Annotated in this window: 22 protein-coding genes; 10 read left to right on the forward strand and 12 right to left on the reverse strand. The window is 62.5% G+C overall.

Translation table 11 applies throughout. The features are described 5' to 3' along the window. Nucleotides 1-39 precede the first annotated feature (39 nt). From phnD to phnE (NKH83_RS04310), 3 genes are all read left to right on the forward strand, one after another. Nucleotides 40-948, forward strand: a complete 909-nt coding sequence (gene phnD, locus NKH83_RS04300) for a phosphonate ABC transporter substrate-binding protein (RefSeq protein ID WP_352476349.1) — start codon at nt 40-42, stop codon at nt 946-948. 53 nt (nt 949-1,001) lie between these two features. Beyond that, on the forward strand, nt 1,002-1,958 hold the full coding sequence (gene phnE / locus NKH83_RS04305) for a phosphonate ABC transporter, permease protein PhnE (protein WP_254816749.1): 957 nt from the start codon (nt 1,002-1,004) through the stop codon (nt 1,956-1,958). Between the two features lie 67 nt (nt 1,959-2,025). Next, nucleotides 2,026-3,393, forward strand: coding sequence for a phosphonate ABC transporter, permease protein PhnE (gene phnE / locus NKH83_RS04310; RefSeq protein WP_352476348.1), 1,368 nt, complete (start codon nt 2,026-2,028; stop codon nt 3,391-3,393). 27 nt (nt 3,394-3,420) lie between these two features. On the opposite strand, the gene NKH83_RS04315 is transcribed toward phnE (NKH83_RS04310), so the two are convergent. The 3 genes from NKH83_RS04315 to NKH83_RS04325 all read right to left on the reverse strand — a co-directional run bounded on the left by NKH83_RS04315 (nt 3,421) and on the right by NKH83_RS04325 (nt 6,850). Continuing rightward, nucleotides 3,421-4,272: a sugar phosphate isomerase/epimerase family protein gene (locus tag NKH83_RS04315; RefSeq protein WP_352476347.1), complete on the reverse strand. Its 852-nt coding sequence runs from the start codon at nt 4,270-4,272 to the stop codon at nt 3,421-3,423. A gap of 178 nt (nt 4,273-4,450) precedes the next feature. Beyond that, complete coding sequence (locus NKH83_RS04320) at nt 4,451-5,656, reverse strand: Gfo/Idh/MocA family protein (protein ID WP_352799745.1); 1,206 nt, start codon at nt 5,654-5,656, stop codon at nt 4,451-4,453. Nucleotides 5,657-5,794: 138 nt separating this feature from the next. Next, nucleotides 5,795-6,850: a sugar phosphate isomerase/epimerase family protein gene (locus NKH83_RS04325; protein ID WP_352476345.1), complete on the reverse strand. Its 1,056-nt coding sequence runs from the start codon at nt 6,848-6,850 to the stop codon at nt 5,795-5,797. A 392-nt stretch (nt 6,851-7,242) separates the two neighbouring features. Between NKH83_RS04325 and NKH83_RS04330 the strand changes: the two genes are divergently transcribed. Genes NKH83_RS04330 through NKH83_RS04350 form a run of 5 tightly spaced genes read left to right on the forward strand, consistent with a single transcriptional unit; the run spans nt 7,243 to nt 11,479 of the window. Continuing rightward, nucleotides 7,243-8,130: a sugar phosphate isomerase/epimerase family protein gene (locus tag NKH83_RS04330; RefSeq protein WP_023675190.1), complete on the forward strand. Its 888-nt coding sequence runs from the start codon at nt 7,243-7,245 to the stop codon at nt 8,128-8,130. Nucleotides 8,131-8,185: 55 nt separating this feature from the next. Continuing rightward, the gene (locus tag NKH83_RS04335) at nt 8,186-9,355 is read left to right on the forward strand and encodes a mandelate racemase/muconate lactonizing enzyme family protein (protein ID WP_254816744.1); all 1,170 of its coding nucleotides are present in this window, start codon (nt 8,186-8,188) and stop codon (nt 9,353-9,355) included. 1 nt (nt 9,356) lies between these two features. Beyond that, nucleotides 9,357-10,073 (forward strand): FadR/GntR family transcriptional regulator, encoded by a 717-nt coding sequence (locus tag NKH83_RS04340; protein ID WP_254816743.1) that lies wholly within the window; start codon nt 9,357-9,359, stop codon nt 10,071-10,073. A 1-nt stretch (nt 10,074) separates the two neighbouring features. Continuing rightward, on the forward strand, nt 10,075-11,055 hold the full coding sequence (locus NKH83_RS04345) for a hydroxyacid dehydrogenase (RefSeq protein ID WP_352476344.1): 981 nt from the start codon (nt 10,075-10,077) through the stop codon (nt 11,053-11,055). Nucleotides 11,056-11,095: 40 nt separating this feature from the next. Beyond that, entirely contained in the window at nt 11,096-11,479 is a 384-nt protein-coding gene (locus NKH83_RS04350; RefSeq protein ID WP_352476343.1) for a hypothetical protein, read from the forward strand. 14 nt (nt 11,480-11,493) lie between these two features. Here the strand turns inward: NKH83_RS04350 and NKH83_RS04355 are convergent, their stop codons facing one another. Then, a complete protein-coding gene (locus NKH83_RS04355; protein ID WP_352476342.1) occupies nt 11,494-12,789 on the reverse strand; it encodes an amidase in 1,296 nt (431 codons plus the stop codon). Nucleotides 12,790-12,908: 119 nt separating this feature from the next. On the opposite strand from NKH83_RS04355, the gene NKH83_RS04360 reads away from it, so the two are divergent. Continuing rightward, complete coding sequence (locus NKH83_RS04360; RefSeq protein WP_352476341.1) at nt 12,909-13,256, forward strand: GFA family protein; 348 nt, start codon at nt 12,909-12,911, stop codon at nt 13,254-13,256. Here the strand turns inward: NKH83_RS04360 and NKH83_RS04365 are convergent. Then, a complete protein-coding gene (locus tag NKH83_RS04365) occupies nt 13,253-14,476 on the reverse strand; it encodes an MFS transporter (RefSeq protein WP_352476340.1) in 1,224 nt (407 codons plus the stop codon). The two genes, NKH83_RS04360 and NKH83_RS04365, sit on opposite strands and share 4 nt — an antisense overlap. 90 nt (nt 14,477-14,566) lie before the next feature. Between NKH83_RS04365 and NKH83_RS04370 the strand changes: the two genes are divergently transcribed. Beyond that, a complete protein-coding gene (locus tag NKH83_RS04370; RefSeq protein WP_352476339.1) occupies nt 14,567-15,538 on the forward strand; it encodes an AraC family transcriptional regulator in 972 nt (323 codons plus the stop codon). A gap of 21 nt (nt 15,539-15,559) precedes the next feature. Here the strand turns inward: NKH83_RS04370 and NKH83_RS04375 are convergent, their stop codons facing one another. From NKH83_RS04375 to NKH83_RS04405, 7 genes are all read right to left on the reverse strand, one after another. After that, a complete protein-coding gene (locus tag NKH83_RS04375; RefSeq protein WP_352476338.1) occupies nt 15,560-15,841 on the reverse strand; it encodes a hypothetical protein in 282 nt (93 codons plus the stop codon). A 249-nt stretch (nt 15,842-16,090) separates the two neighbouring features. Continuing rightward, nucleotides 16,091-17,194 carry an ABC transporter ATP-binding protein gene (locus tag NKH83_RS04380; protein ID WP_023675181.1) on the reverse strand — a complete coding sequence of 368 codons (1,104 nt, stop codon included), beginning with the start codon at nt 17,192-17,194 and terminating at the stop codon, nt 16,091-16,093. After that, a complete protein-coding gene (locus NKH83_RS04385; protein WP_352802238.1) occupies nt 17,194-18,297 on the reverse strand; it encodes an ABC transporter ATP-binding protein in 1,104 nt (367 codons plus the stop codon). The genes NKH83_RS04380 and NKH83_RS04385 overlap by 1 nt, the downstream gene beginning before the upstream one ends. Continuing rightward, nucleotides 18,294-18,515 carry a hypothetical protein gene (locus NKH83_RS04390; protein ID WP_254816734.1) on the reverse strand — a complete coding sequence of 74 codons (222 nt, stop codon included), beginning with the start codon at nt 18,513-18,515 and terminating at the stop codon, nt 18,294-18,296. Before NKH83_RS04390 ends, NKH83_RS04385 begins: the two co-directional genes overlap by 4 nt. After that, nucleotides 18,512-19,471 carry a carbohydrate ABC transporter permease gene (locus tag NKH83_RS04395; protein ID WP_023722316.1) on the reverse strand — a complete coding sequence of 320 codons (960 nt, stop codon included), beginning with the start codon at nt 19,469-19,471 and terminating at the stop codon, nt 18,512-18,514. Before NKH83_RS04395 ends, NKH83_RS04390 begins: the two co-directional genes overlap by 4 nt. A gap of 1 nt (nt 19,472) precedes the next feature. Beyond that, the gene (locus tag NKH83_RS04400; RefSeq protein ID WP_254816733.1) at nt 19,473-20,378 is read right to left on the reverse strand and encodes a carbohydrate ABC transporter permease; all 906 of its coding nucleotides are present in this window, start codon (nt 20,376-20,378) and stop codon (nt 19,473-19,475) included. A gap of 92 nt (nt 20,379-20,470) precedes the next feature. Beyond that, complete coding sequence (locus NKH83_RS04405; RefSeq protein ID WP_352476334.1) at nt 20,471-21,787, reverse strand: ABC transporter substrate-binding protein; 1,317 nt, start codon at nt 21,785-21,787, stop codon at nt 20,471-20,473. Between the last annotated feature and the right edge of the window lie 34 nt (nt 21,788-21,821).

The raw sequence follows: 21,821 nt of genomic DNA on the forward strand, positions 1-21,821 counted from the left end.
ACGCTCCGGCGCGAAGCCGGAACCAACAGGAGAGAGATAATGTTCAGGAAGATGGTTTTTGGCGCGGTTTCATTGCTCGCCATCGCAACAAGTGCCGCTCACGCCCAGGATATCAAGGAATTCCGCATCGGCATCCTTGGTGGTGAAAATGAAGCGGACCGGCTGCGCAACTTTCAGTGCCTCGCCGATCACCTGAAGTCCGAATTCGGCTTCGAGAAGGTCTCGCTGTTCCCGGCCGCCGACTATGACGGCGTAATCCAGGGCCTGCTCGGCGGCACCCTCGATTTCGCCGAGCTTGGCGCGTCAGGCTATGCCAGCGTCTACCTCAAGGATCCGAACGCCGTGACCCCGATCCTCACCACCCAGCAGACCGACGGCGCGACCGGCTATTATTCGATCGGCCTGGCGCTGAAGTCGTCCGGCATCACCGACATCAAGTCGGCAAAGGGCAAGAAGCTCGGCTATGCCGACCCGGATTCGACCTCCGGCTATCTGATCCCGCTGACCCAGATTCCGAAGGACACCGGCGCCTCGAACGAAACCTTCTTCGCCTCGACCCAGTTCAATGGCGGCCACGAGAACAACCTCCTCGCCGTTCGCGACGGCAAGGTCGATGTTGCGGTTGACGACTCCTCGGGCATTGGCGACTTCAAGAATGGCTACACCTCCGGCACCTTCCACAAGGAAGTCGCCAAGGGCGCCGTCGACCCCAACGATTTCGTCGAAGTCTGGCGCTCCGGCCTGATCCCGAACGGCCCGCTGGTCGTGCGCACCGCGCTCGGTGGCGATATGAGCGCCAAGCTCGCCAACTTCTTCACCAGCCTGCCGGCCAAGGACAAGCCCTGCTTCGAGGCCATCGAAGGCGGCGATTTCACTGGCTACGTTCCTGTGAAGCCGGACTTCTACAGCGTCATCGTCGAAGCCCGCAAAGCCGCGATCGGCGGCTGAATGCAGTTGCAAAGGGCGGCCTTATCAGCGCCGCCCTTTTTGCATGCCCGATCATGACCATCTCAGCCACGATCCGTTCAGACGCGACCCGGCGGACAGCCGACTCCTGGCGACGGCAGACGTCCTTGCGCCGGTTCTACACGGCGCTCGGCATCGGTTTGCTGCTTATCGCCATGTGCACAGCCATGTGGTTTGCCGACGAGGCCAATGCCGGACATTTCTTCGATCGGCTGCCGCACATACTGGATTTCCTTAGCTGGCTTGTTCCCAAAGACTGGAACGACGTCTGGCGGGCGCTGTTCGACATCGCATCGCCGCACGACAAGGGCAGCCAGGAGTTCAACTTCCCGCTTGGCCGCGTTTATCTCTGGGGCGGTTTTTACCTACCCGAATATTTCGAGCTGATGCTCACCACGCTCAACGTGGCGCTGGTTTCCACTTTCATCGGCTTCGTCTTTGCGGTGCCGTTCTCGTTCATCGCCGCGCGCAATTTGACACCCAGTCCGGTGCTCAGGCTCGTCGTCAAGCGCTTCATGGAACTGCTTCGCGCCTTCCCCGAGATCGTCATTGCCGGCCTGTTCGCAGCCATCCTCTCGACTGGCCCGGTCGCGGCCATCATCGCCATCGGCCTGCATTCGATCGGCGCCCTCGGTAAGCTCTTTTACGAGATCAACGAAAACATCGACATGCGCGCCGAAGAAGGCCTGCGCGCGGTCGGCGCCAACTGGTTCGAGCGCGTGCGCTTCGCCGGCCTGCCGCAGGTGCTGCCCAATTTCATGTCCTATGCGCTGCTCAGGATCGAGATCAATGTCCGTATCTCGACCATCATCGGCGCGGTCGGCGGAGGCGGCATCGGCGAGGAGCTGAAGCTCTCCATCTCACGCGGCTTTGGCGCCAAGACGCTGGCACTGGTGCTGCTGTTGTTCACCACCATCTTCCTCGTCGACCAGTTCTCCGCCTGGCTTCGTCGCAAGCTCGTCGGCGAGCAGGCCTTCATGATGGGCGCCTGACCATGATCCCAAAAAGTGGATTCCGGTTTTTGGAAAAGATCTTGGCAAATCAACAAGAAGACTGCCCATGACCGCGATGACCGCCGATGAGATGCAGGCGATAGAGGAGCGCTTTCCCCAAGTGTTCCGACGGCCCTTGTACAAACGCTTCGGCCCGCTGGTGCTGTTCGCCGGCATCCTGCTCTACCTCGTCTATGCCTTGTGGTTCTTCAGCCTGCCGCAAGTGCTGAGGCAATCGCACTGGGAGCGCCTGCCGCTCTTCCTGACGCAATGGATCAGCTACGATCTGCAGCCGGAATTCCGTCTCGATCAGCCTCAGATCACCCCCAAATACCCGCGTTTTTCTGCACTTGGCGAAGACCCGCATCCCGATTGGGTCATCACCAATGCCAACGGCTCCTACACCGTTCTGATCGACGGCCGAGCCAAATCCGTCACCTTCGACAAGGCCGAGGCAACGCTTGTCGCCAATGGCCAGGCGGTGCCGGTGTCGTTGACCAGCGGCAAGCCGGTGATAACCGGCCCGGTGCCGGACTGGATCACCGCGCATGACGATGAAATCGTCGCCCGGATGGGCTTTGCCGGCGAGGTTCGCATAACCGTCGATCGCGTCAAGGTCCGCAAGCGCTTTCTCGGCTGGGCGAATTTCGTCTTCGACACACGCTCGCCCTTCTTCGGCAAGTCGCCCGGCGAGGTGGTCTCGTTGCTGATGTCCGGACCCCAGCTCAAGCCGGGCACATCGAACATTGCGCTGGCCGCGGACAATATCTGGAACAACGCCCAATGGCAGCATGGCGACGTCTGGACGAAGCTGTTCCAGACCATCGTCATGGCGTTTCTCGGCACCTTGCTCGGCGGCATCGTCGCCTTCCCGCTCGCCTTTTTCGCCGCCCGCAACATCACCCCGAGCGGCCTCCTCAGCCAGGTGCTCAAGCGGTTCTTCGATTTCATGCGTTCGGTCGACATGCTGATCTGGGCGCTGTTCTTCACCCGCGCCTTCGGCCCGGGCCCGCTGGCCGGCAGCGCCGCGATTTTCTTCACCGAGATCGGCACGCTCGGCAAAGTCTATTCGGAAGGCCTCGAGAACATCGACGACAAGCCCCGCGAGGGCATCCAGTCGACCGGCGCCAACGGCTTGCTGGTGCAGCGCTATGGCGTGCTGCCGGAAGTGATCCCGGTCTTCATCAGCCAGACGCTCTACCAGTGGGAATCCAACACCAGGGGCGCGACGATCATCGGCGCCGTCGGTGCTGGTGGCATCGGCCTGAAGCTTTGGGAAGCGATGCGCACCAACTCCAACTGGGCCAATGTCTTCTACATGGTGCTCTTGGTCCTGCTCGTCGTTTTCATCTTCGACAACATTTCCAATTTCCTGCGCCGCCGGCTGAGCAGGACGATCCACGACTACAACAGGATCCAGGCTGAGCAGGGGTGACGGGTGCGGCATCGGGCTGGCCGATCATTATGCAGCTTTCCTCCACCCGTTCTTAATGTGCCTGTAGCCGTCGCGGTAGACAGCTTCCGGGCCTTCGGAAAAGTCGCGCCACACCTTGGTGGCCGCGGCCAAGTCCTTCAGCGAACGCCCGAACGCCTCGATCGTCAGCCAATCGTCGTAGCCGCTCTTGCGGATGGCGGAGAAAGTCTCCTTCCAGGGAATATGGCCACGGCCCGGCACCCCGCGATCGTTCTCCGAAATGTGGATATGGACGATGTTGTTGCGGTTGCGCGTATAGGCGCCAATCGGGTCGGCTTCTTCGATGTTGGCATGGAAGGTGTCGTACATCGCCTTGATGTGCGGCCGGTCGATCGCGTCGATATGCTCCGACAAATCGTCCATCGTGTTGAACAGATAGCATTCGAAGCGGTTGAGCGCCTCCAGCCCGATGGTGACGCTCTTGTTGCCGGCATAGTCGCCAATGGCGCGTTGCGAAGCGATCGAACGTTTTTTCTCGGCCGCTGTCGGCCCGCTGCCGGAGAAGGCCCCGAGTGTCGAATGGAGCGGGCCGCTCAACGTGTTCGCGCCAAGCGCCTGAGCGCAGTCGATCGCCGATTTCATGTAGTCGATACCGGCCTTGCGCGTCGAGGCATCCGGCGAGATCAGGTTCATCGCCGGATCGCCCATCGCCGAGACGGCGGTGCGTTGCAGCCCGATACGGTCGAGCAGTTCGCCGAGTTTCCTGTAGTTGTCCGGCGTGCCGGAGAAGACCGGTATTTCGACGCCGTCGAAGCCGGTCGCCTTGATGTCCCTCAGCAACGGCTCGTGTTTTTTCGAGACACTGGTCGTCCACAACAACATGCACATGCCGATTTTCATCGACGCCCCCTCCCTTCATTCGCTCGATCGCCGGAGGAGTGGTGAGATTCAGGTCAGGCCGAGCCGAAAATGGTGGGTTCCGAGAACCGGAGCGGAGCGTGCTTTTGGTACATGAGCACCGGAAGCGCAGGAAACTGCCATTTGCAGGCCGGTCTCACCTGACTATCACCACCACCCTTCAGAGCTTCGTCCACGCCCCATTCTTCTTCGACGACTTCACGCAGGCCTCGATGAAGGCCATGCCCTCGACCCCGTCCTGCACGGTCGGGAAGACGACATCCTTGGCCGGCTTCCCGCCCTTCCGGCGCGCTGCACGAATAGCCCGCGCGGCTTCCTGATAGATGTTGGCGAAACCTTCGAGATAGCCTTCCGGATGCCCTGGCGGAACGCGGCTGACGCGCCCGGCGACGGGGAGCGCGCCGGCGCCATTACGGGTGATCAACTGCTTCGGCTGGCCGAACGGCGTGTACCAGAGATAGTTCGGGTCGGCCTGCACCCATTCGAGGCCGCCCTTCGAGCCGTAGATGCGCAATTTCAACCCGTTCTCGTGGCCGGGCGCCACCTGGCTTGCCCAGATCATTCCCTTGGCCGGGTGCGACCCGCCGACCGGCTTGAAGCGCAGCAGCACATTGATGTTGTCGTCGAGCAGCCTCCCCGGCACGAAGGCATCGAGATCGGCCGACAACGAATCGAGCTCCAGCCTGGAGACGAAACGGGCAAGGTTGTAGGCATGCGTGCCGATATCGCCCAGTGCACCGCCGGCACCCGCCTGCTTCGGGTCAGAGCGCCACGCAGCCTGCTTCTGGCCGGTGGCGGCCAGGTCTTCGGTCAGCCAGTCCTGCGGATATTCCGACTGCACGATGCGGATATCGCCGAGCTGTCCCTTGGCGACCATCTCGCGTGCCTGCCGCACCATCGGATAGGCGGTGTAGTTATGCGTCAGCACGAACACCTTGCCGGTCTTTTCGACCAGCGCCGCCAGCCTCTTTGCCTCGGCTAGCGTCGTCGCCAGTGGCTTGTCGCAGATGACGTGGATGCCGGCCTCGAGAAAAGCTTTGGCGGCCGGCACGTGCACATTGTTCGGCGTGACGATGGCCACCACTTCGATGCCATCCGGCCGCTTGGCCTCCGCCTTGGCCATCTCGGCATAGGAGCCGTAGCTGCGTGCCGGATCGAGCCCAAGCTCGGCCGCCGAGGCCTTGGCGCGCTCCGGATTCGACGAGAGGGCGCCGGCAACCAGCACGAACTCGTTGTCCATGCGTGCCGCGATGCGGTGCACCGCGCCGATAAAGGCGCCTTGTCCGCCGCCAACCATGCCGTAGCGGATCGGACCGCCTCCCGTTTCCGTCTTCGATGCGCCAACCACGATTTTCTCCCTCGTCATTGAAATACCCCTCCCCTTGAGGGGAAGGTGGCCCGCAGGGCCGGGTGGGGTCGGTTCATGCCGAGCCCTACGCCCAGCGACCCCACCCCGATCCGCTGCGCGGATCGACCCTCCCCTCGAGGGGGAGGGATATCTGTGCTAGATCCCCATCATGCCGCGCAGCACCTTTGTATCGGTCTTGCCGCCGGCGAAGTCGTCGAATGCTTTTTCCGTCACCCTGATGATGTGGTGCTGGATGAAGGGAGCGCCTTCGGCCGCACCATCCTCCGGGTGCTTGAGGCAGCATTCCCATTCCAGCACCGCCCATGAATCGTAATTGTATTGGGTGAGCTTGGAGAAGATGCCGCCGAAATCCACCTGCCCGTCACCGAGCGAGCGGAAACGCCCGGCACGGTTGGTCCAGCTCTGGTAACCGGAATAGACGCCTTGCCGCCCGGTCGGATTGAATTCGGCATCCTTGACGTGGAACGCCTTGATCCGCTCGTGGTAGATGTCGATAAAGTCGAGATAATCGAGCTGCTGCAGCAGGAAGTGCGACGGGTCATAGTTGATGTTGCAGCGCTTGTGGCCGCCGACCGAATCGAGGAACATCTCGAATGTCGCGCCGTCGAACACGTCCTCGCCCGGATGAATTTCGTAGCCGACATCGACGCCGTTGTCGTCATAAACGTCGAGGATCGGCGTCCAGCGTTTGCCGAGTTCGGCAAATGCCTCCTCGATCAATCCCGCCGGCCGCTGCGGCCAGGGGTAGAGGTAGGGGAAGGCCAACGCTCCGCAAAACGACACCGACGCCTTGAGCCCGAGATTCTTCGACGCCTTGGCGGCGAACTTCATCTGTTCGACCGCCCATTGTTGCCTGGCTTTTGGATTGTTGTGCACCGCAGCCGGCGCGAAGCCGTCGAACTGCGCGTCATAGGCGGGATGCACCGCCACCAATTGCCCCTGCAGATGCGTCGACAGTTCGGTGATCTCGACGCCGGCATCGGCGCAGATGCCCTTCACCTCGTCGCAATAGGCCTTGGAGGAGGCTGCCTTCTCGAGATCGAACAATCGGGCGTCCCATGTCGGGATCTGCACGCCCTTGTAGCCCAGACCGGCCGCCCATTTGGTGATCGAGGCCAGCGAATTGAACGGCGCGGCGTCGCCCGCAAACTGCGCCAGGAACAGACCAGGCCCCTTCATCGTCGTCGGCATCGGCATCTCCCTATGTTTTACGACCAAGCATAGCGCCGATTGAAAACAGGGCCAGCGTCTTTGGTCTCTTTGCACAGCGCGCTCAGCGCCACTATTCTGGTATTACCAAATGCCGAAATCTGGTCAAGCCATTTGACGCGCTGCCGCAGTCCTGCAACCATGCCGAGTTAAGCCACATGTTTAAGTATAATCAATAGCATAGACAGGAGCCAACGCTTGATGGCAGCACTTCTTGCCGTCCAGATGAAATTACTGTAGACCTCCCATCAAGCCCAATTGGTCGAACCAGTTTGCAAAAAAATGCTGGGACGGCTTGGGGAGGAATCATGCGGCGGCTTCGGCAGAGTGCGCCGCAGGCAAACTGGTACAGGCGATTCTGGGAAGGATAGACCATGCATCTTTCGACGCACAATTGGATGCGGGCGGAGCCGCTGGAAACGACGCTCAAGCGCATCAAGAAATTCGGCTATGAGTCGATCGAGATTTCCGGCGAACCCGAACAGTACAAGCCCAAGGAGACGCGCGCACTGTTGAACGAGTACGGCATTCGCTGCTGGGGAGCGGTGACGCTGATGCTGGGCGAGCGCAATCTCGCCGCCAAGGACCAGGGCCAACGCGAGCGCTCGGTGCAGTACGTCAAGGACGTGCTGACCATGGTCAGCGAGCTCGACGGCGAGATTATCACGCTGGTTCCCGCCACCGTCGGCAAGGTCGTGCCGGACGGCACCGAGGAAGAGGAATGGAAATGGGTGGTCGACGCCACCCGGGAATGCTTCACCCACGCCAAGAAAGTCGGCGTCAAGATCGCGGTTGAGCCGCTCAACCGCTTCGAGACTTATCTGTTCAACCGCGGCGCCCAGGCACTGGCGCTGGCCGATGCGGTCAGCCCCGAATGCGGCGTCTGCCTCGACGCCTACCACATCCACATGGAAGAATTTAACGTCTACGACGCGATCCGGCAGGTCGGCAAGCGCCTGTACGATTTCCATGTCGCCGACAACAACCGCTTCGCCGCCGGCCTCGGGCAGATCGACTGGCCGAAGATCGTCGGCACGCTGAAGGAGATCGGCTATGACGGCGCGCTGACCAATGAATTCGTCGCCCCCGTCGACCGCACGCCGGCTGCTCCCTATCCCGACATGGTCGAACGCAACCCCGTCGACATCTCGCCGGAGCAGTTGAAGTTCATTCAGGACCACGGCTCCAGCGTGCTCACGGAGAAATTCTACACCGACCAGATGCGCATCAACGCGGAAACGCTGCTGCCGCTGATCAAGTAGCCGAGCCGTTTGGAAAGAGCCCTTCCGCCTCACCGCGGCCGGGCCGAGGATGAACATGCGCATCAAAACGGTCCAAGCCTGGTGGGTCCGCATACCGATCGAAGTCGCGAAGCAGCACCGCAGCGACTTCGGTCAGGTGGCGACGTTCGACGCCGCCATCCTGCGCATCGAAACCGACGACGGGCTGGTCGGCTGGGGCGAAGGCAAGAATGCCGCCGGCAGCGCCGGCAGTTACGGCGCTCTCGTCCATTTGCTGAACTACGAGGTCGGCCCGCAGCTGGTCGGCCGCGACCCGGCCGACATCGGCGTCATCTGGGAGATGCTCTATAATGGCACGCGCCACGACAGTGCCGCTCGCGCCGGCCATGCCATGCCGCAACTGGCACGACGGGGCATGAGCATCGCCGCCATCAGCGCCGTCGACATCGCTTTGTGGGACATTCTCGGCAAATCGCTCGGCGTTCCGGTCTGGCGGCTGCTCGGCGGCCGCAAGCTGGACCGCATGCCGGCCTATGCTTCCGGCGGCTGGGCCACCGCGGAAGCCATCGGCGACCAGCTGCAGTCCTACATCGCCAAGGGCGGCTTCAAGGCGCTGAAGATGCGCGTCGGCGCGATGGACGGCGCCCCACATATCTCGGCCGCTCGCGTCCGCGCCGCAAGACAGGCGCTCGGTCCCGATATCGACCTGATGGTCGACGCGCACGGCACTTACACGGTGGCCGAAGCCAAGCGCTTCATCCATCTCGCCGGCGACCTCGATCTCGCCTGGTTCGAGGAGCCGGTGATCGCCGACGACAAGCCCGGCATGGCCGAGGTGCGCGCCTGCGGTTCGATCCCGATCGCCACCGGCGAAAGCGAGGCGACACGCTATGCCTTCCGCGACCTCGCCGTGCTCAAATCCGCCGATATCTTCCAGCCGGATCCGGCCTTTTGCGGTGGCATCAGCGAGGCGATGAAGATCGGCACCATCGCCAGCGCCTTCAATCTGCGCTTTGCGCCGCATCTTTGGGCCGGCGCGCCCTGCTTCTTTGCCGGGCTGCATGTCTGCGCCGCTTCGCCGGCGAGCTTCACCGTCGAATATTCGCTCGGCGCCAACCCGATGATCCACGATCTGATCGAAGAGACTGTCGAAGCAAAGGACGGTATGGTAGCGATCCCTGATAGACCCGGGCTGGGATTCACCATTTCGGAGCGGTTCCTGGAGGCGCACGCGCAACACGGCTGACATGAAAGAAAAGAACCTTCTCGCGGAACTTGCCGCCTATCTGTTCTCCCATTCCGACAAGGAGACGGGCCGCACGCCGTCGGAGCGCGAACTGGCAGAGCATTTCAGCGTCAGCCGCGGACAGATCCGCGAGGCGCTGGCCATTCTCGAGGCGATGCGCATCGTCGAGCGACGGGCGAAATCCGGCATCTACATCGATACGAAGCAGGCGAGCGTCGAGGCGATGGCGCTGTTCGCCCGCGCGGGCCTGCCGCTCGATCCCGTCCAGATCTACGAGACGGTCGAGTTGCGCAAGATCCACGAGATCAAGGCCGCCGAACTGGCCTGTTCACGCGCCACCGAGGAGAATTTCGAGCGGCTGCGCGAGATCCTGAAGGCGTCCGAGGATCGCATCGCCGCCGGTGAAGGCCTTGCCCGGGAAGACCGCGAGTTCCACCTCGAGATCGTGCGGGCGACCAAGAACAGCGTCTTCCACAATATCTGCAGCGTCTACTACATGATGGGTGAGCTGCGCCTGCCGATCTATTTCAACGATCCCGAACGCAGCGTGCGCTCCCATGCCGAGCATATCCAGATCTACGAGGCGCTGCTGCGCCGCGACGGCAATCTCGCCCAGGCGCTGATGAGCGCCCATCTGCAAGGCGCCGAAAGCTACTGGAAGGGGCTGATCGAGGGGCGTGGGGCGGAACCGCAAAGCCCAGCGCTCGAAAAGGCCTGAAATGCCCAAGATCCTGTCGACACACAGACTGCACCCCCGTGCCTCTTCCATGCTGACAGGGACCGGCGAACTCGTCGTTGCTTCCGCCCTCGATGCGCACACGCTTGCCGCCGAGGCAAGGGACGCCGATGTCATCATCGTTCGCGCTCCCTTGCCTGCGTCGCTTTTCGAAGGAGCGAGGAGGCTCAGGGCCGCGATCCGCCACGGCGCCGGGCTGGACATGGTACCTATGGAAGCGGCCAATGCGGCCGGCGTGCTGGTGGCGAACGTACCGGGGGTGAACGCGCGATCCGTCGCCGAATACGTGATGTTCGCGGCGCTGGCGCTGCTTAGGCGCTTTCGTGTGTTGGACCGCGACCTGCGTGCGAAGGGCTGGCTGGCCGGCCGCGAACACACGGTGGTGGCCAGCGAGCTAGCGGGCAAGACGATCGGCATTGTCGGCCTCGGCGCGATCGGCCAGGCGGTTGGCCACATCGCGGCACATGGGTTCGATCTGAATGTGGTGGCGACGACGCGCAGCATGCGGCCGGCGCCGGACAGGGTCGGCTTCCTGTCGATCGATGCGCTGATCGAACAGAGCGACATCATCGTTCTGTGCTGCCCGCTGACGCCCGAAACACGGGGGCTGATCAGCCGCGAGCGCATTGACCGGATGAAGCCGGATGCGCTGCTGATCAATGTTTCGCGCGGGCCGGTGATCGACGACGACGCGCTGATCGAGGCCTTGCAGAAGGGCCGCATCGGCGGCGCCGCACTCGATGTTTTTGCAACACAACCGCTGCCGCCCAACCATCCTTATTTCGGGTTCGACAACGTCATCGTCACCCCGCACATGGCTGGGATCACCGAGCAGTCGATGATGCGCATGGGCGTCGGCGCGGCTGGCGAAGCCTTGCTGGTGCTGGCCAACAGATTACCGGTCAATCTGCGCAACCCGGAAGTGGTCGAGCACTACCGGCGGCGGTTCCCTGTCGATCTCTGAGCGCCTCAATTTTCCCGAACTCGCCGGCGATGGTGCCGGCATGGTAAACGTCACAAAATTCCTGCTGACCGCTGGCTTCTGCGTGGCGACGGCGCAAGTCTTCGCCAACGGACAGGGCAGCTACGTGTTCTGCGACAACGGCTTGCGCTGCGTGGCGGCACCCTGTCCATCGAACAGCGCACTCGACCTCGCTACTGGTAAGCTCATCAAAGGCGTTTCAATCGACATTGATCGCCTGCCGCAGCAAGACAAAGCCCTCAATCTTTCGGACAAGCTCTATGCCGGCGAGGTCGTTGTTGTCGGATCGATCGAGAACCGCACCCGGACCTTCAACGGCAAGCGGTACACCCTGCCTTGGCTGGTTGCCACCGGCATCGAACGCGCCGCCAAGGACAGCGAACGCGGCCACTGCTCGTCGCGCTGACACGCGCTGTCGGATCAATTTGCAAGCAGCGCCTCCACGCCGGCTGCGATGCGCAGCAGGTGGTGGTCATGACCATTGCGCGCCACCAGCATCAGCCCGGCCGGGCGCGCCTTTCCCGGCATGGGCAGCGAGATTGCTGACAGATCGAACTGGTTGGCGACCTGCGTGTTGCGCAGCAGAAGACCCTCGATCCTGTTGCAGAGGGCCTCGTCGCCGGTCATCGAGACTATCGTCGGCGCCGTCACCGGCGTGGTCGGCAGGGCCAGTACGTCTACCCCTGCCAGCCGCTCATCCATTGCGGCGGCAAGTGCTGCGCGACGGCGCATTGCCCTGATATAGACCGTGGCCGGAATGGCGGCGGCGCGCGACAATGGTCCGCTTACCCGCGGGTCGACCGGCGTCGCCGCTCCCGTCGCCAGCCAGTCGGCATGGATCTCCGCCCCTTCCATCGCCGCGATTGAGGCGCGCTTGGTTGCCGCGCGCAACTCGGCAAGCAGGTCGTCGATCGACAGTTCCGCAAGCCGTGCGCCGCTAAGCTCCATCTTGCGAAGACACCAGTCGAATGTCGTCGCGACCTCTTCCTGCGTATCATCGAACAGCACGCCGCGCGCAATACCGATGCGCAGGCCGTCCAGCGGAAGCGGCAACAGTGCTGCCAGGTTTTCGCCCGACATCACTGCATCGGCCGCCGCACATTCGGCGACGGTGCGGGCCAGCGGACCGATCGAGTCCAGCGTGGCCGACAGCGGAAACGCACCCGCGAGCGGCACGCGCCGCGCGGTCGGCTTGAAACCGACGACGCCATTCAGCGATGCCGGAATGCGCACCGAACCACCCGTATCGGAACCGATAGAGATTTGGCTGGTGCCTTCGCCGACCGAAACGGCGGCGCCTGAGGACGAGCCGCCCGGAATACGGGTGGCATCGCTTGCATTGCCGGGGGTGCCGTAATGCGGATTGACGCCGATCGCGGTGAAGGCGAACTCGGTCATGTTGGTCTTGCCGAGGATGACTGCACCGGCCTGACGCAGCCGTCGCACGACAATGGCATCCCGCAGCGCCGGCGCTGCGGTGGCGAGCAGCAGGGAGCCCGCCGTGGTCGGCTCGCCAGCGACATCGAACAGATCCTTGATCGAGACGATCGCCCCATCGAGCGGCCCGAGCGTGACGCCGGCTTTTCGCCGCGCATCGGCGGCGTCGGCCGCCGCCCGTGCGGCTTCCGGGTAGAGCTTTACGAAAACGCTTTCATCGTCGACGCGAGCGGCAAGACGCGAAAGAATTGCTTCGAGGCGATCACGGGCTGATTGCATTTTCGGTGTCGGACTCCGCACGCTTGCGACGTCTTAAGGTAGCAGCCGGAAACTGGCCGCAGGAGACATAGCCCGGCACGGTCGGATTTGCACCTGTCGAACCGAAGGAGGAAGGCCCGATGTTCTACCAAGGCAGCTGCCACTGCGGCAAGGTCGCGTTCGAGGTCGAAGGCGAGCTGACCGGAGCCGTACGGTGCAATTGCTCGATCTGCTCGCGCAAGGGTGCACTGCTATGGGCAGTGCCGCATGAGAGTATGCGGGTGCTTGCCTGGGGCGATGATCTCGGCCGCTACAGCTTCGGCAACCATGTCATCGCGCACCGCTTCTGCCGCAGCTGCGGCATTCACCCCTTCGCCGAGGATGTCGGCGAAGGGAGCGGGCGAAGTGCCTATATCAATATTCATTGTATCGAGGCGTTGGACGTCGCCGCCGTGCCGGTCTTCGACTTCGACGGCCGTTCCGTCTAGGCCTTGGGATCGTCGATCGGCTTGGGGCCAAGGAAGAACGCCGCCAGTGCCGCAAGCAATGTCGCCGCCGCGCAATAGGCGAAGGCGCTGGCAACGCCGGCATTGTCGACCAGCAGGCCGCCGAAGACGGCGCCCAACGCGATGGCGACCTGGAACGTCATAACCATGAGCCCGCCGGCGCTTTCGGCCTGATCGGGGGCGGCCCGCACCAGCCAGGTCTGCAGCCCGACTGGGACGGCGCCGAACGCAAAGCCCCAGCTAGCCACTGCTATTGCAGCCACCACGGGTGAGCCTCCGACGACCAGCAGCAAGAGCGCCGAAAACGCGATCAGCAGAGGCGCCAGGCTGACGGCTGCCTTGAGGCTGCGTTCGGCAATGAAGCCGCCGGCAAAATTGCCGAAAAAGCCACCAATGCCGTAGGCGAGCAGCACAAGCGAGATCGTCTCGATGTCCAGCGCGGGCACCTTCTCGAGAAACGGGCGGACATAGGTGAAGCCGGCAAAGTGTCCCGAGGCGACCAGCAGCACCACCAGCAGCGCTACTCTGATCATCGGCCGCTTCATCACCTCCAGCAGCGTGCGAAAACCTGCCGTACCTGCCGGCGGCAGTCGCGGGATGGTAGCCACCTGCACCAGAAGCGCCAGCGCGCCGACCACGGCGGCGATCATGAACGCCGTCCGCCATCCCCAGATGTCGCCGACATAGGCGCCGACCGGAGCAGCACAGACCGTCGCCACCGAAACGCCGGTGAGGATGATCGACATGGCGCGCGGCATCAACCGCATCGGAACGAGCCGCATCGCCATGGCCGCCGACATCGACCAGAAGCCGCCGAGACTGATCCCGAGCATGATGCGGGCGATCAGAAGAACGGGAAGCGACGACGCAAACGCGGCCACCAGGTTTGACAGCACAAGCAGCACCGTCAGCGCCCACATGACCAGCCTGCGGTCCAGCCGCTTGGTGACAATAGCCATGGTCGGCGCCGCAATCGCGCCAATGACGGCCGTTGCCGTTACCGCCTGCCCGGCGGCGCCTTCGGTGATGCCGAGATCCTGCGCAAGCGGCGTCAACAGGCTGGCCGGCAGAAATTCTGCGGTCACCAGGCCGAAGACTCCGAGCGCCAGGGAGACCACCGCCCCCCATGCGGGCTCGGATCGTTCGCCAGTTTCCGATGGATCGAGAACGGCGTCCATGACGCCTGTCGCGGGTTCGGTCATGAGGGATCTCCGGTCTGTTGCAGCGCAGCATTTGACTGCGATGCAACATAAGGAGTGACCAGCTGGAGTTTCCATGCTAGAAACACCATCATGTTTGACCGTTCGTCCAAAATCCCCGTAACCGGCGATCCGCTGACGGACATACTGCGTGGATTGCGCCTCGAAGGCGTCGATTACGGCCGTTGCGAGATGAAGGAGCCTTGGGGCATCCATTTTCCGGCTCAGGCGGCGGCACGGTTTCATTTCATCGGCCGCAAAGGCTGCTGGTTGCTGCAGCCGTCCGGCGAATGGGTCGAGCTCAAGGCGGGCGACGCTGCCTTGTTGCCGCGCGGCTCAGCTCACACGCTGGCGAGCGAGCCGGGTGTCGAGGCGGCGCCGATCCACGGCTATGAGGTCGAGGAAATCTGCAAGAATGTCTATTGCATGTCGAATGACGGCGTGCCCGGCTGCCGTCCGGGGACCTTGCTGTTTTTCGGCAGCATGTATTTTAATCTCGATGGCTTGCACCCCTTGCTCGGCATGATGCCGGACGTGATGCGCGCACATGAGTTGGAAGCCTATGAACCAGGTATCCCACATTTGCTGGAAGCGATGGCCCGCGAGGTGACGATGGAGCGCGTCGGCTCCGGCGGCATCCTGGCGCGGCTGGCCGATGTGCTTGCCGCGACCGTCATCCGCTCATGGGTCGAGCGCGGCTGCGGCGACTCTTCCGGATGGATCGCGGCGGTCAGGGATCGCGAGATCGGCCGGGTGCTGGCCGCGATCCACCTGGAACCGAACCGTGACTGGACGGTGGAGGCTCTGGCGAAGATGATGGGTGCCTCGCGATCGGGTTTCGCCGATCGCTTCGCCACCATTGTCGGCGAAACACCGGCAAAGTACGTCACGCAGGTGCGGATGCACCAGGCGCGGCAATGGCTGGTCCGCGACCGGCTCAAGATTTCCGTCGTGGCGGCGCGCCTCGGCTACGAATCCGACGCCTCCTTCAGCCGCGCCTTCAAACGGGTCATCGGATCGCCGCCCAGCCATTTCCGGGCCGAGGAACAGGCGGAGATCCGCTAGGCCGGCTAAACGTTGGCCGGCTTATTGCTCGGTGATACAGGCCGAGCCGGCACTGCTCTTGCAATATTTGCCGGAGGCCCCGCACCTGCCATCCGAGACTTCGACGACGGTGCCGCTCAACAACAGTTTGCAGTCGCTGGTGGACAGATTGACCGTGCCGTTGAGGCCCTTGATCTTCTTGGCGTCGACCTTCGCACCGGCGACGACTTTCTTGGCTGCCTGCGCCTCGCCCAGATGCGCCGCCAACAATCCCATACCGGCGACAACCAGGATCGTCGCAAATGTGCGGAACAGATTTCCCATAGCCAACCCTCCATTTCGGGTCTCCAAATTGCGCTTGCAAAGCCCGTTTGGGACCAAAGGATCAGCCTATTCGACAAATCGGCGCATCCGCATCCCCCGCACGGGGGAGATGACGGGAAGACTCGAGCATTTCGCACCAAATGGAATCACGCAGCGTCGCACAAATGCGGCTAAAACACATAGATGGAGCAGGAAACACGGTTCGCGTTGAACGCATCCCGCCCCAAGCTGCAGTAAAGAGGCTTGTACTTAGCCGGCGTGACGCAGGCTTATTCCGCTGCCCTTGTCGAACAGCACCACCTTGTCCGGGTTCCAGGCAAAGCGCACCGGCTGCTCTATCTGGACGTCGGTCCTGGCCGGCACGGTGGCGCGCAGCATGGCGTCGCCGACCCGCAGCGTCAGGATCTTCTCGACGCCATGGTTCTCGACATCGTGGACCCGCGCCTCGACCGGCGCGCCGGTCTCGAGATAGACGTCCTCGGGACGAATACCGAAGACGAGCGGGCGACCGTCGGTCGCCGCGCCCGTCTTGGCACCCCCCGAAGTCTTGGCACCCCCCGCAAACGGCAATTCGAAATTGAGCGGCGCCATCACCGCGCGTCCGTTGACGAGCTTGCCGTCGATGAGGTTCATCGGCGGCGAGCCGACGAAGCTTGCCACGTAGGTGTCGCGCGGATTGTTGTAGATCTCGTACGGCGTGCCGGTCTGGACGATGCGGCCATGGTTGAGCACGCCGACCTTGTCACCCATCGACATCGCCTCGATCTGATCGTGCGTCACGAACAGGAAGGTGGCGCCAAGCTGCATCTGCAGGTTCTTCAATTCGGTGCGCAGCGCCTCGCGCAATTTGGCGTCGAGCGCCGACAACGGCTCGTCCATCAGGAATACCCGCGGCTTGCGCACGATGGCGCGGCCGATCGAGACGCGCTGCATCTCGCCGCCTGAAAGCCTGTCGGTCTTGCGGTCGAGCAGATGCTCGATGCGCAGCGTCCTGGCCGCGCGGTCGACACGATCCTTGATCTCGGCATCGGGCAGCCGGCGGATCTTCGGCTTCAGCGGAAATTCGAGGTTCTGGCGCACCGTATAGCGCGGATAGAGCGAATATTGCTGCAGCACCAGCGCCACGTCGCGCTCGGCCGCGCCCCAGTCGGCGACATCGACGCCATCGATGAAGACCTGGCCTTCGCTCGGTTTTTCCAGGCCGGCAATCATGCGCAGCGTCGTCGTCTTGCCGGCGCCGGTCTCGCCAAGCAGGACGAAGAACTCGCCATCGGCGATGTCGAGATCGAGCCCGGTCAAGGCGGTGTGGTTACCGAACTTCTTTGAGATGTTCTTGAGCTGGATGTGGGCCATCAGAGTCTCACTCCCAGCGATTTGCCGCTCGCCGTGTCGAAGAAATGCGCCTGGCTGGGATCGATTCTGACGAAGACCCTTTCGCCGGGGCCGCTGATGAAGCCGCTCTTGGTGCGCGCACGCAGCATCTTGGAGCCGACCTTGAGGTCGACGATGTCGAAGGACCCGAGCGGCTCGACGATCTGCGTCTCCACCGGCAGGAACCCCTCGGCGGCTTCGCGGCGGACGAGGACGCCTTCCGGCCGGATGCCGAGCGCGAGTTGGCTGCCGGCATGGCCATTGAGCTTCGACAGCAAGGCGCGCGGGAATTCGAAGCCAGCGGCCGCATCGCCGACCGTGACCGAGGCCGATGAGGGTTTCTCGGTCACCGAAGCGTCGGCGACGTTCATCACCGGGCTGCCGACAAATTGCGCGACGAAAAGATTCGCCGGATGCGAATAGACCTCGTCCGGCGAGCCGACCTGCTGCAGCACACCTTCATGCATGATGACGATGCGGTCGGCGAGGCTCATCGCCTCGATCTGGTCGTGGGTGACGTAGATGCTGGTCGAACCCTGCTTGATGTGCAGCCGCTTGATCTCGGCCCGCATCTCCTCGCGCAGCTTGGCATCGAGCGCCCCGATCGGCTCGTCCATCAGCATCGCCTTCGGCCGCCGCACCAAGGCCCGGCCGATCGCCACGCGCTGCATGTCGCCGCCGGACAGCGCCGACGGTTTCTTGGCGAGGAGATCGCCGATCTGCAGCGTCTTGGCGACCGAGCGCACCTCGCTGTCGATCTCGGCCTTGCTCTTGCGCGTCGCCCTCAGTGGAAAGGCGATGTTCTCGTAAACGCTCATATGCGGATAGAGCGAAAACGATTGGAAGACCATGGCGATGTCGCGGTCGGCGGCCTTGAGGTGCTGGACCGGCTTGCCGTCGATGAGGATGTCGCCGCCGTCGATCGTCTCCAGTCCGGCAACGGCCCTGAGTGTCGTCGTCTTGCCGCAGCCCGACTGGCCGAGCAGCACGATGAACTCGTTATCGTCGATCTTCAGGTTGAGGTCCTTGATGACCTGGACGGCGCCGAAATATTTCTGGACGCCGCGAAGCTCGATCTGGGTCAATGCTGTGCCCCCGGATTTGTCCCTTGCCCGGTGCCGGCCTTCTCCTCCGGCGCGATCTTGGAGGTGATGTTGAAGCCAATCAGGCCGATCAGGATGATGGTCACGCCATAGCTGTGCAGCAGCATGTGCCATGGCTGGCAGAGCGCTATGATGCCGAGCACCATCAGCACCTGGCTGCCCGGTTCGAGATATTTCTGGTTGATGTCGCGAAAGCTCATTTGCGGATCGCTCCGAAGGACATGCCGCGCAGCAGGTGGTTGCGGAGCAGGAAGGTGAAGATCGCGACCGGCAGCAGGAACAGGAAGGTTCCGGCGGCGATCACCGTCCAGTCCGGCAGGCCGGCGCCGACCTGGCTGGGAATGAAGGGCGGTGCCGTCTGGGCGCGGCGGCTGGTCATGATCAGGGCGAAGGCATACTCGTTCCACGCCGTGATGAAGCAGAACACGGCGGTGGCGGCGATGCCGGTGGCGGCCTCGGGCAGCACGATCTTGAAGAAGGCCTCCATGCGCGTGTAGCCGTCGACGAGCGCCGCCTCTTCATACTCCTTCGGGATTTCGTCCATGAAGCCCTTCATCAGCCAGACCGAGAAGGACAGGTTGAAGGCGGTGTAGAGAATGATCAGGCCGACATGGGAATCGTTGAGCCCTACCGCCCGGTACATCAGGAACATTGGGATGGCGACGACCACCGGCGGCAGCATGCGCGTCGACAGGATGAAGAAGAGCAGATCCGCCTCTCCCTTCACCTTGAAGCGCGAGAAGCCATAGGCGGTGAAGGTGCCCATGCCGACGGCCAGGACGGTCGAGGTTATGGCGACGATCAGCGAATTCATGAAACGGCTCGGATAGCCCGACCACTGAACCTGGCCCTTGCCGTCGCGCACGATCTTTTCGCCGCCATTGAAGACGACGCGCTCCCACCACGGCGCAGCCGCATACTCCTCCGGCGACGGCGGGCTGCGCAGCTGCGAACGCTTGGTGAACAACTTGACGAAGGGCGATATCTCCGGCTGGAAAACCACCGTCGGTGGAATGGTGGTGGCGAGGTTGCGCGGCTTGAACGCCGTCGAGGCGATCCAGTAGATCGGCGCCAGGAAGATGATCGTCACCAGCAGGACAGCGACGATGGCGACCCGGTTGAAGGTGATTTCGGAAGAAGTGCGGACTGCGGCCATCTCAGCGCTCCTTCACCTTGTTGAGGTATTTGACATAGATGTTGGTGATCGCCAGCACCATGATCAGCACGATGTAGGCGAGCGCGCAGGAACGCCCGGTCTGCCATTCCTGGAACGCCATCTTGTAGAGCCGGATCGAGATCAGCTCGGCCGTCGGCTGGCTGGTCAGGATGTAGGCGAGGTCGAAGGTCTTGAACGCCTCCATGGTGCGGAAGATGACCGCGATCATCAGGATCGGCGCAACCAACGGCAGCGTTATGCGGAAGAAGGTGTAGAACGGCCCGGCCCTGTCAATCGCGGCTGCCTCGTAGAGATGCTTGGGCACGGCCGACAGGCCGGCCAGCGACAACAGCATGACGAAGGGCGACCACATCCAGATGTCGGTCAGCGCGACCGCGTAGAGCGCCATTTTCGGATTCGACAGCCATTCGAAGGTACCGAGGCCCAGCGCATAATTGATGATGCCGAAGGACGGATCGTAGAGCAGCTTCCAGAACAGGCCAACGACGGCCATCGACAGCATCATCGGCAACAACAGGAGCGTCGTCAGCAGGCCCTTGAGCGGAATGTCGCGGTTGAGCAGCATGGCCACGCCGAAGCCGACGAGCAGCTGGCCGGCGACCGAGATGATGACGTATTTCGCGGTGATGGCGAAGTTGGACCAGACATAGGGATCGCTGAGCAGGTCGCGATAGTTTTGCAGCCCGACGAAATTCGCCGCCGCGCTGGTCGAGGCCCGGAAATCGGTGAACGAATAGCCCAGCGAATAGATCAGCGGGAAGATGTTGAAGACGATCAGAAACAGGATCGTCGGGATGATGAAGAGATTGCGGATCGAAATGTCGCTTAGACCGCGAGCGGCGGCCCGCGAGGACCTGTCCAGCGTGGTGATCATTGTGGTCGCCAAGACCCTGCTCCCAGTTCAGAAATCAGAAAGATTTCAAAAATCAGAAAAAGAAACGGAGGAGGCACGAGCGCCTCCTCCGTGAAACTCCATGCTTATTGGCCGCGGCCGTATTTCTTGAAGGTCGCGTTCCAGTCGGCTGCCAGTGCGTCCAGCGTCTCCTTGGCGGTGCCTTGGCCGCCGATCATGTAAGGATAGATGCGCTGATTGAGCTGCTGCAGCAGTTCGGCATATTCCGGAACCGCCCAGAAGTCCTTTACCTTGAACATGGTCTCGTAGAACGCCTTGTTGTAGGGCGTGGCGTTCTGGAATTCGGGCGACTTGAGCACGGCGGCACTGCAGGTGTAGCCGCCGAGCGCTGCCCACTTCTTCTGGGTCTCGTCCTTGATGAACCATTCCAGGAACTTCGTCGCCTCTTCCTGCTTCTGCGAGTAGGAAACGATGGAGATGCCCTGACCGCCGAGTGCGGCGAACTGGTCCCCGTTCGGGCCGGGAGGATTGGCGAAGAAACCGGTGTTCTTGGCATTCGGGTTCGACGCCTCGTTGATCAGCGAGGGGAAGAACGCGAAGTAGTTCATGCTCATCGCCGCCAGGTTTTCAGTGATCGCCTGGTTGTCCTCGACGAAGAACGACTTGGCCCAGCCCGGGGGCGTGAACTTGTAGAGTTCCTTGTAGGCGTCGAGCGCCGCGATCGCCTTGTCGGAGTTGATGAAGCCATCGACCTTGTAGGTCTTATAGTCACCCAACTCGCCGCCAAAGGAGAACAGCGCGTTTTCGAAGCCCATCGCCATCGCGTCGTAGGAATTGTCGGTGTAGATGGCTATGCCGTATTTCTTCTGGTCCGGACGGTGGAAGAATTCGGCGATGTCGCGCAAAGCCTTCCAGTCCTTCGGCACGTCGAGATCGTAGCCATACTTGGCCTTGAAGGCTTCCTTTTCCTTGGGGTCTTCGAACCAGTCCTTGCGATAGGACCAGCCGACGGCGTCGCCTTCGAGCGGAATGGCCCAGTATTTGCTGCTGCCGCCCGGATATTCGGCATAGTATTTCACCGTGGCCGGTGCCATCACTTCACCGACCTTGTGCTTGTTGAAGAAGTCGGTCAGGTCGACATAGTGGCCACCGGTCGAGCCGGCACCGAGCCATTGCGAGTCGCCGACGACCATATCGTAGGCGTCGCCATGGGCGTTGAACTCGGTGAAGGCCTTGGTCTGGAAGTCGGGCCACGGTGTGGTTTCCACCGTGATCTTGACGCCGGTTTCCTTCTCGTACTCGTTGCCGAGTTCCTGCAGGTAATTGGCCGGATCCCATTCCGCCCAGAAGATTGTAAGTTCCTTTTCCTGCGCGTAGACGGACGTTCCGCAGGCGAGCACTAGGCCGATACCAGCAAGCAAGCTGGTCATTGTCTTGCGCATAATGATTTCCTCCCTTGTGCGCATTCTACCTTGT

The organism is Mesorhizobium sp. M0909, from assembly GCF_040319515.1.
GTDB lineage: Bacteria > Pseudomonadota > Alphaproteobacteria > Rhizobiales > Rhizobiaceae > Mesorhizobium.

Bases quoted from the DNA above. Each gene is read 5' to 3' on its own strand.
- phnD (WP_352476349.1), top strand. From the start codon at position 40: ATGTTCAGGAAGATGGTTTTTGGCGCGGTTTCATTGCTCGCCATCGCA.
- phnE (WP_254816749.1), top strand. From the start codon at position 1,002: ATGACCATCTCAGCCACGATCCGTTCAGACGCGACCCGGCGGACAGCC.
- phnE (WP_352476348.1), top strand. From the start codon at position 2,026: ATGACCGCGATGACCGCCGATGAGATGCAGGCGATAGAGGAGCGCTTT.
- NKH83_RS04315 (WP_352476347.1), bottom strand. From the start codon at position 4,272: ATGAAAATCGGCATGTGCATGTTGTTGTGGACGACCAGTGTCTCGAAA.
- NKH83_RS04320 (WP_352799745.1), bottom strand. From the start codon at position 5,656: ATGACGAGGGAGAAAATCGTGGTTGGCGCATCGAAGACGGAAACGGGA.
- NKH83_RS04325 (WP_352476345.1), bottom strand. From the start codon at position 6,850: ATGCCGACGACGATGAAGGGGCCTGGTCTGTTCCTGGCGCAGTTTGCG.
- NKH83_RS04330 (WP_023675190.1), top strand. From the start codon at position 7,243: ATGCATCTTTCGACGCACAATTGGATGCGGGCGGAGCCGCTGGAAACG.
- NKH83_RS04335 (WP_254816744.1), top strand. From the start codon at position 8,186: ATGCGCATCAAAACGGTCCAAGCCTGGTGGGTCCGCATACCGATCGAA.
- NKH83_RS04340 (WP_254816743.1), top strand. From the start codon at position 9,357: ATGAAAGAAAAGAACCTTCTCGCGGAACTTGCCGCCTATCTGTTCTCC.
- NKH83_RS04345 (WP_352476344.1), top strand. From the start codon at position 10,075: ATGCCCAAGATCCTGTCGACACACAGACTGCACCCCCGTGCCTCTTCC.
- NKH83_RS04350 (WP_352476343.1), top strand. From the start codon at position 11,096: ATGGTAAACGTCACAAAATTCCTGCTGACCGCTGGCTTCTGCGTGGCG.
- NKH83_RS04355 (WP_352476342.1), bottom strand. From the start codon at position 12,789: ATGCAATCAGCCCGTGATCGCCTCGAAGCAATTCTTTCGCGTCTTGCC.
- NKH83_RS04360 (WP_352476341.1), top strand. From the start codon at position 12,909: ATGTTCTACCAAGGCAGCTGCCACTGCGGCAAGGTCGCGTTCGAGGTC.
- NKH83_RS04365 (WP_352476340.1), bottom strand. From the start codon at position 14,476: ATGACCGAACCCGCGACAGGCGTCATGGACGCCGTTCTCGATCCATCG.
- NKH83_RS04370 (WP_352476339.1), top strand. From the start codon at position 14,567: ATGTTTGACCGTTCGTCCAAAATCCCCGTAACCGGCGATCCGCTGACG.
- NKH83_RS04375 (WP_352476338.1), bottom strand. From the start codon at position 15,841: ATGGGAAATCTGTTCCGCACATTTGCGACGATCCTGGTTGTCGCCGGT.
- NKH83_RS04380 (WP_023675181.1), bottom strand. From the start codon at position 17,194: ATGGCCCACATCCAGCTCAAGAACATCTCAAAGAAGTTCGGTAACCAC.
- NKH83_RS04390 (WP_254816734.1), bottom strand. From the start codon at position 18,515: ATGAGCTTTCGCGACATCAACCAGAAATATCTCGAACCGGGCAGCCAG.
- NKH83_RS04395 (WP_023722316.1), bottom strand. From the start codon at position 19,471: ATGGCCGCAGTCCGCACTTCTTCCGAAATCACCTTCAACCGGGTCGCC.
- NKH83_RS04405 (WP_352476334.1), bottom strand. From the start codon at position 21,787: ATGCGCAAGACAATGACCAGCTTGCTTGCTGGTATCGGCCTAGTGCTC.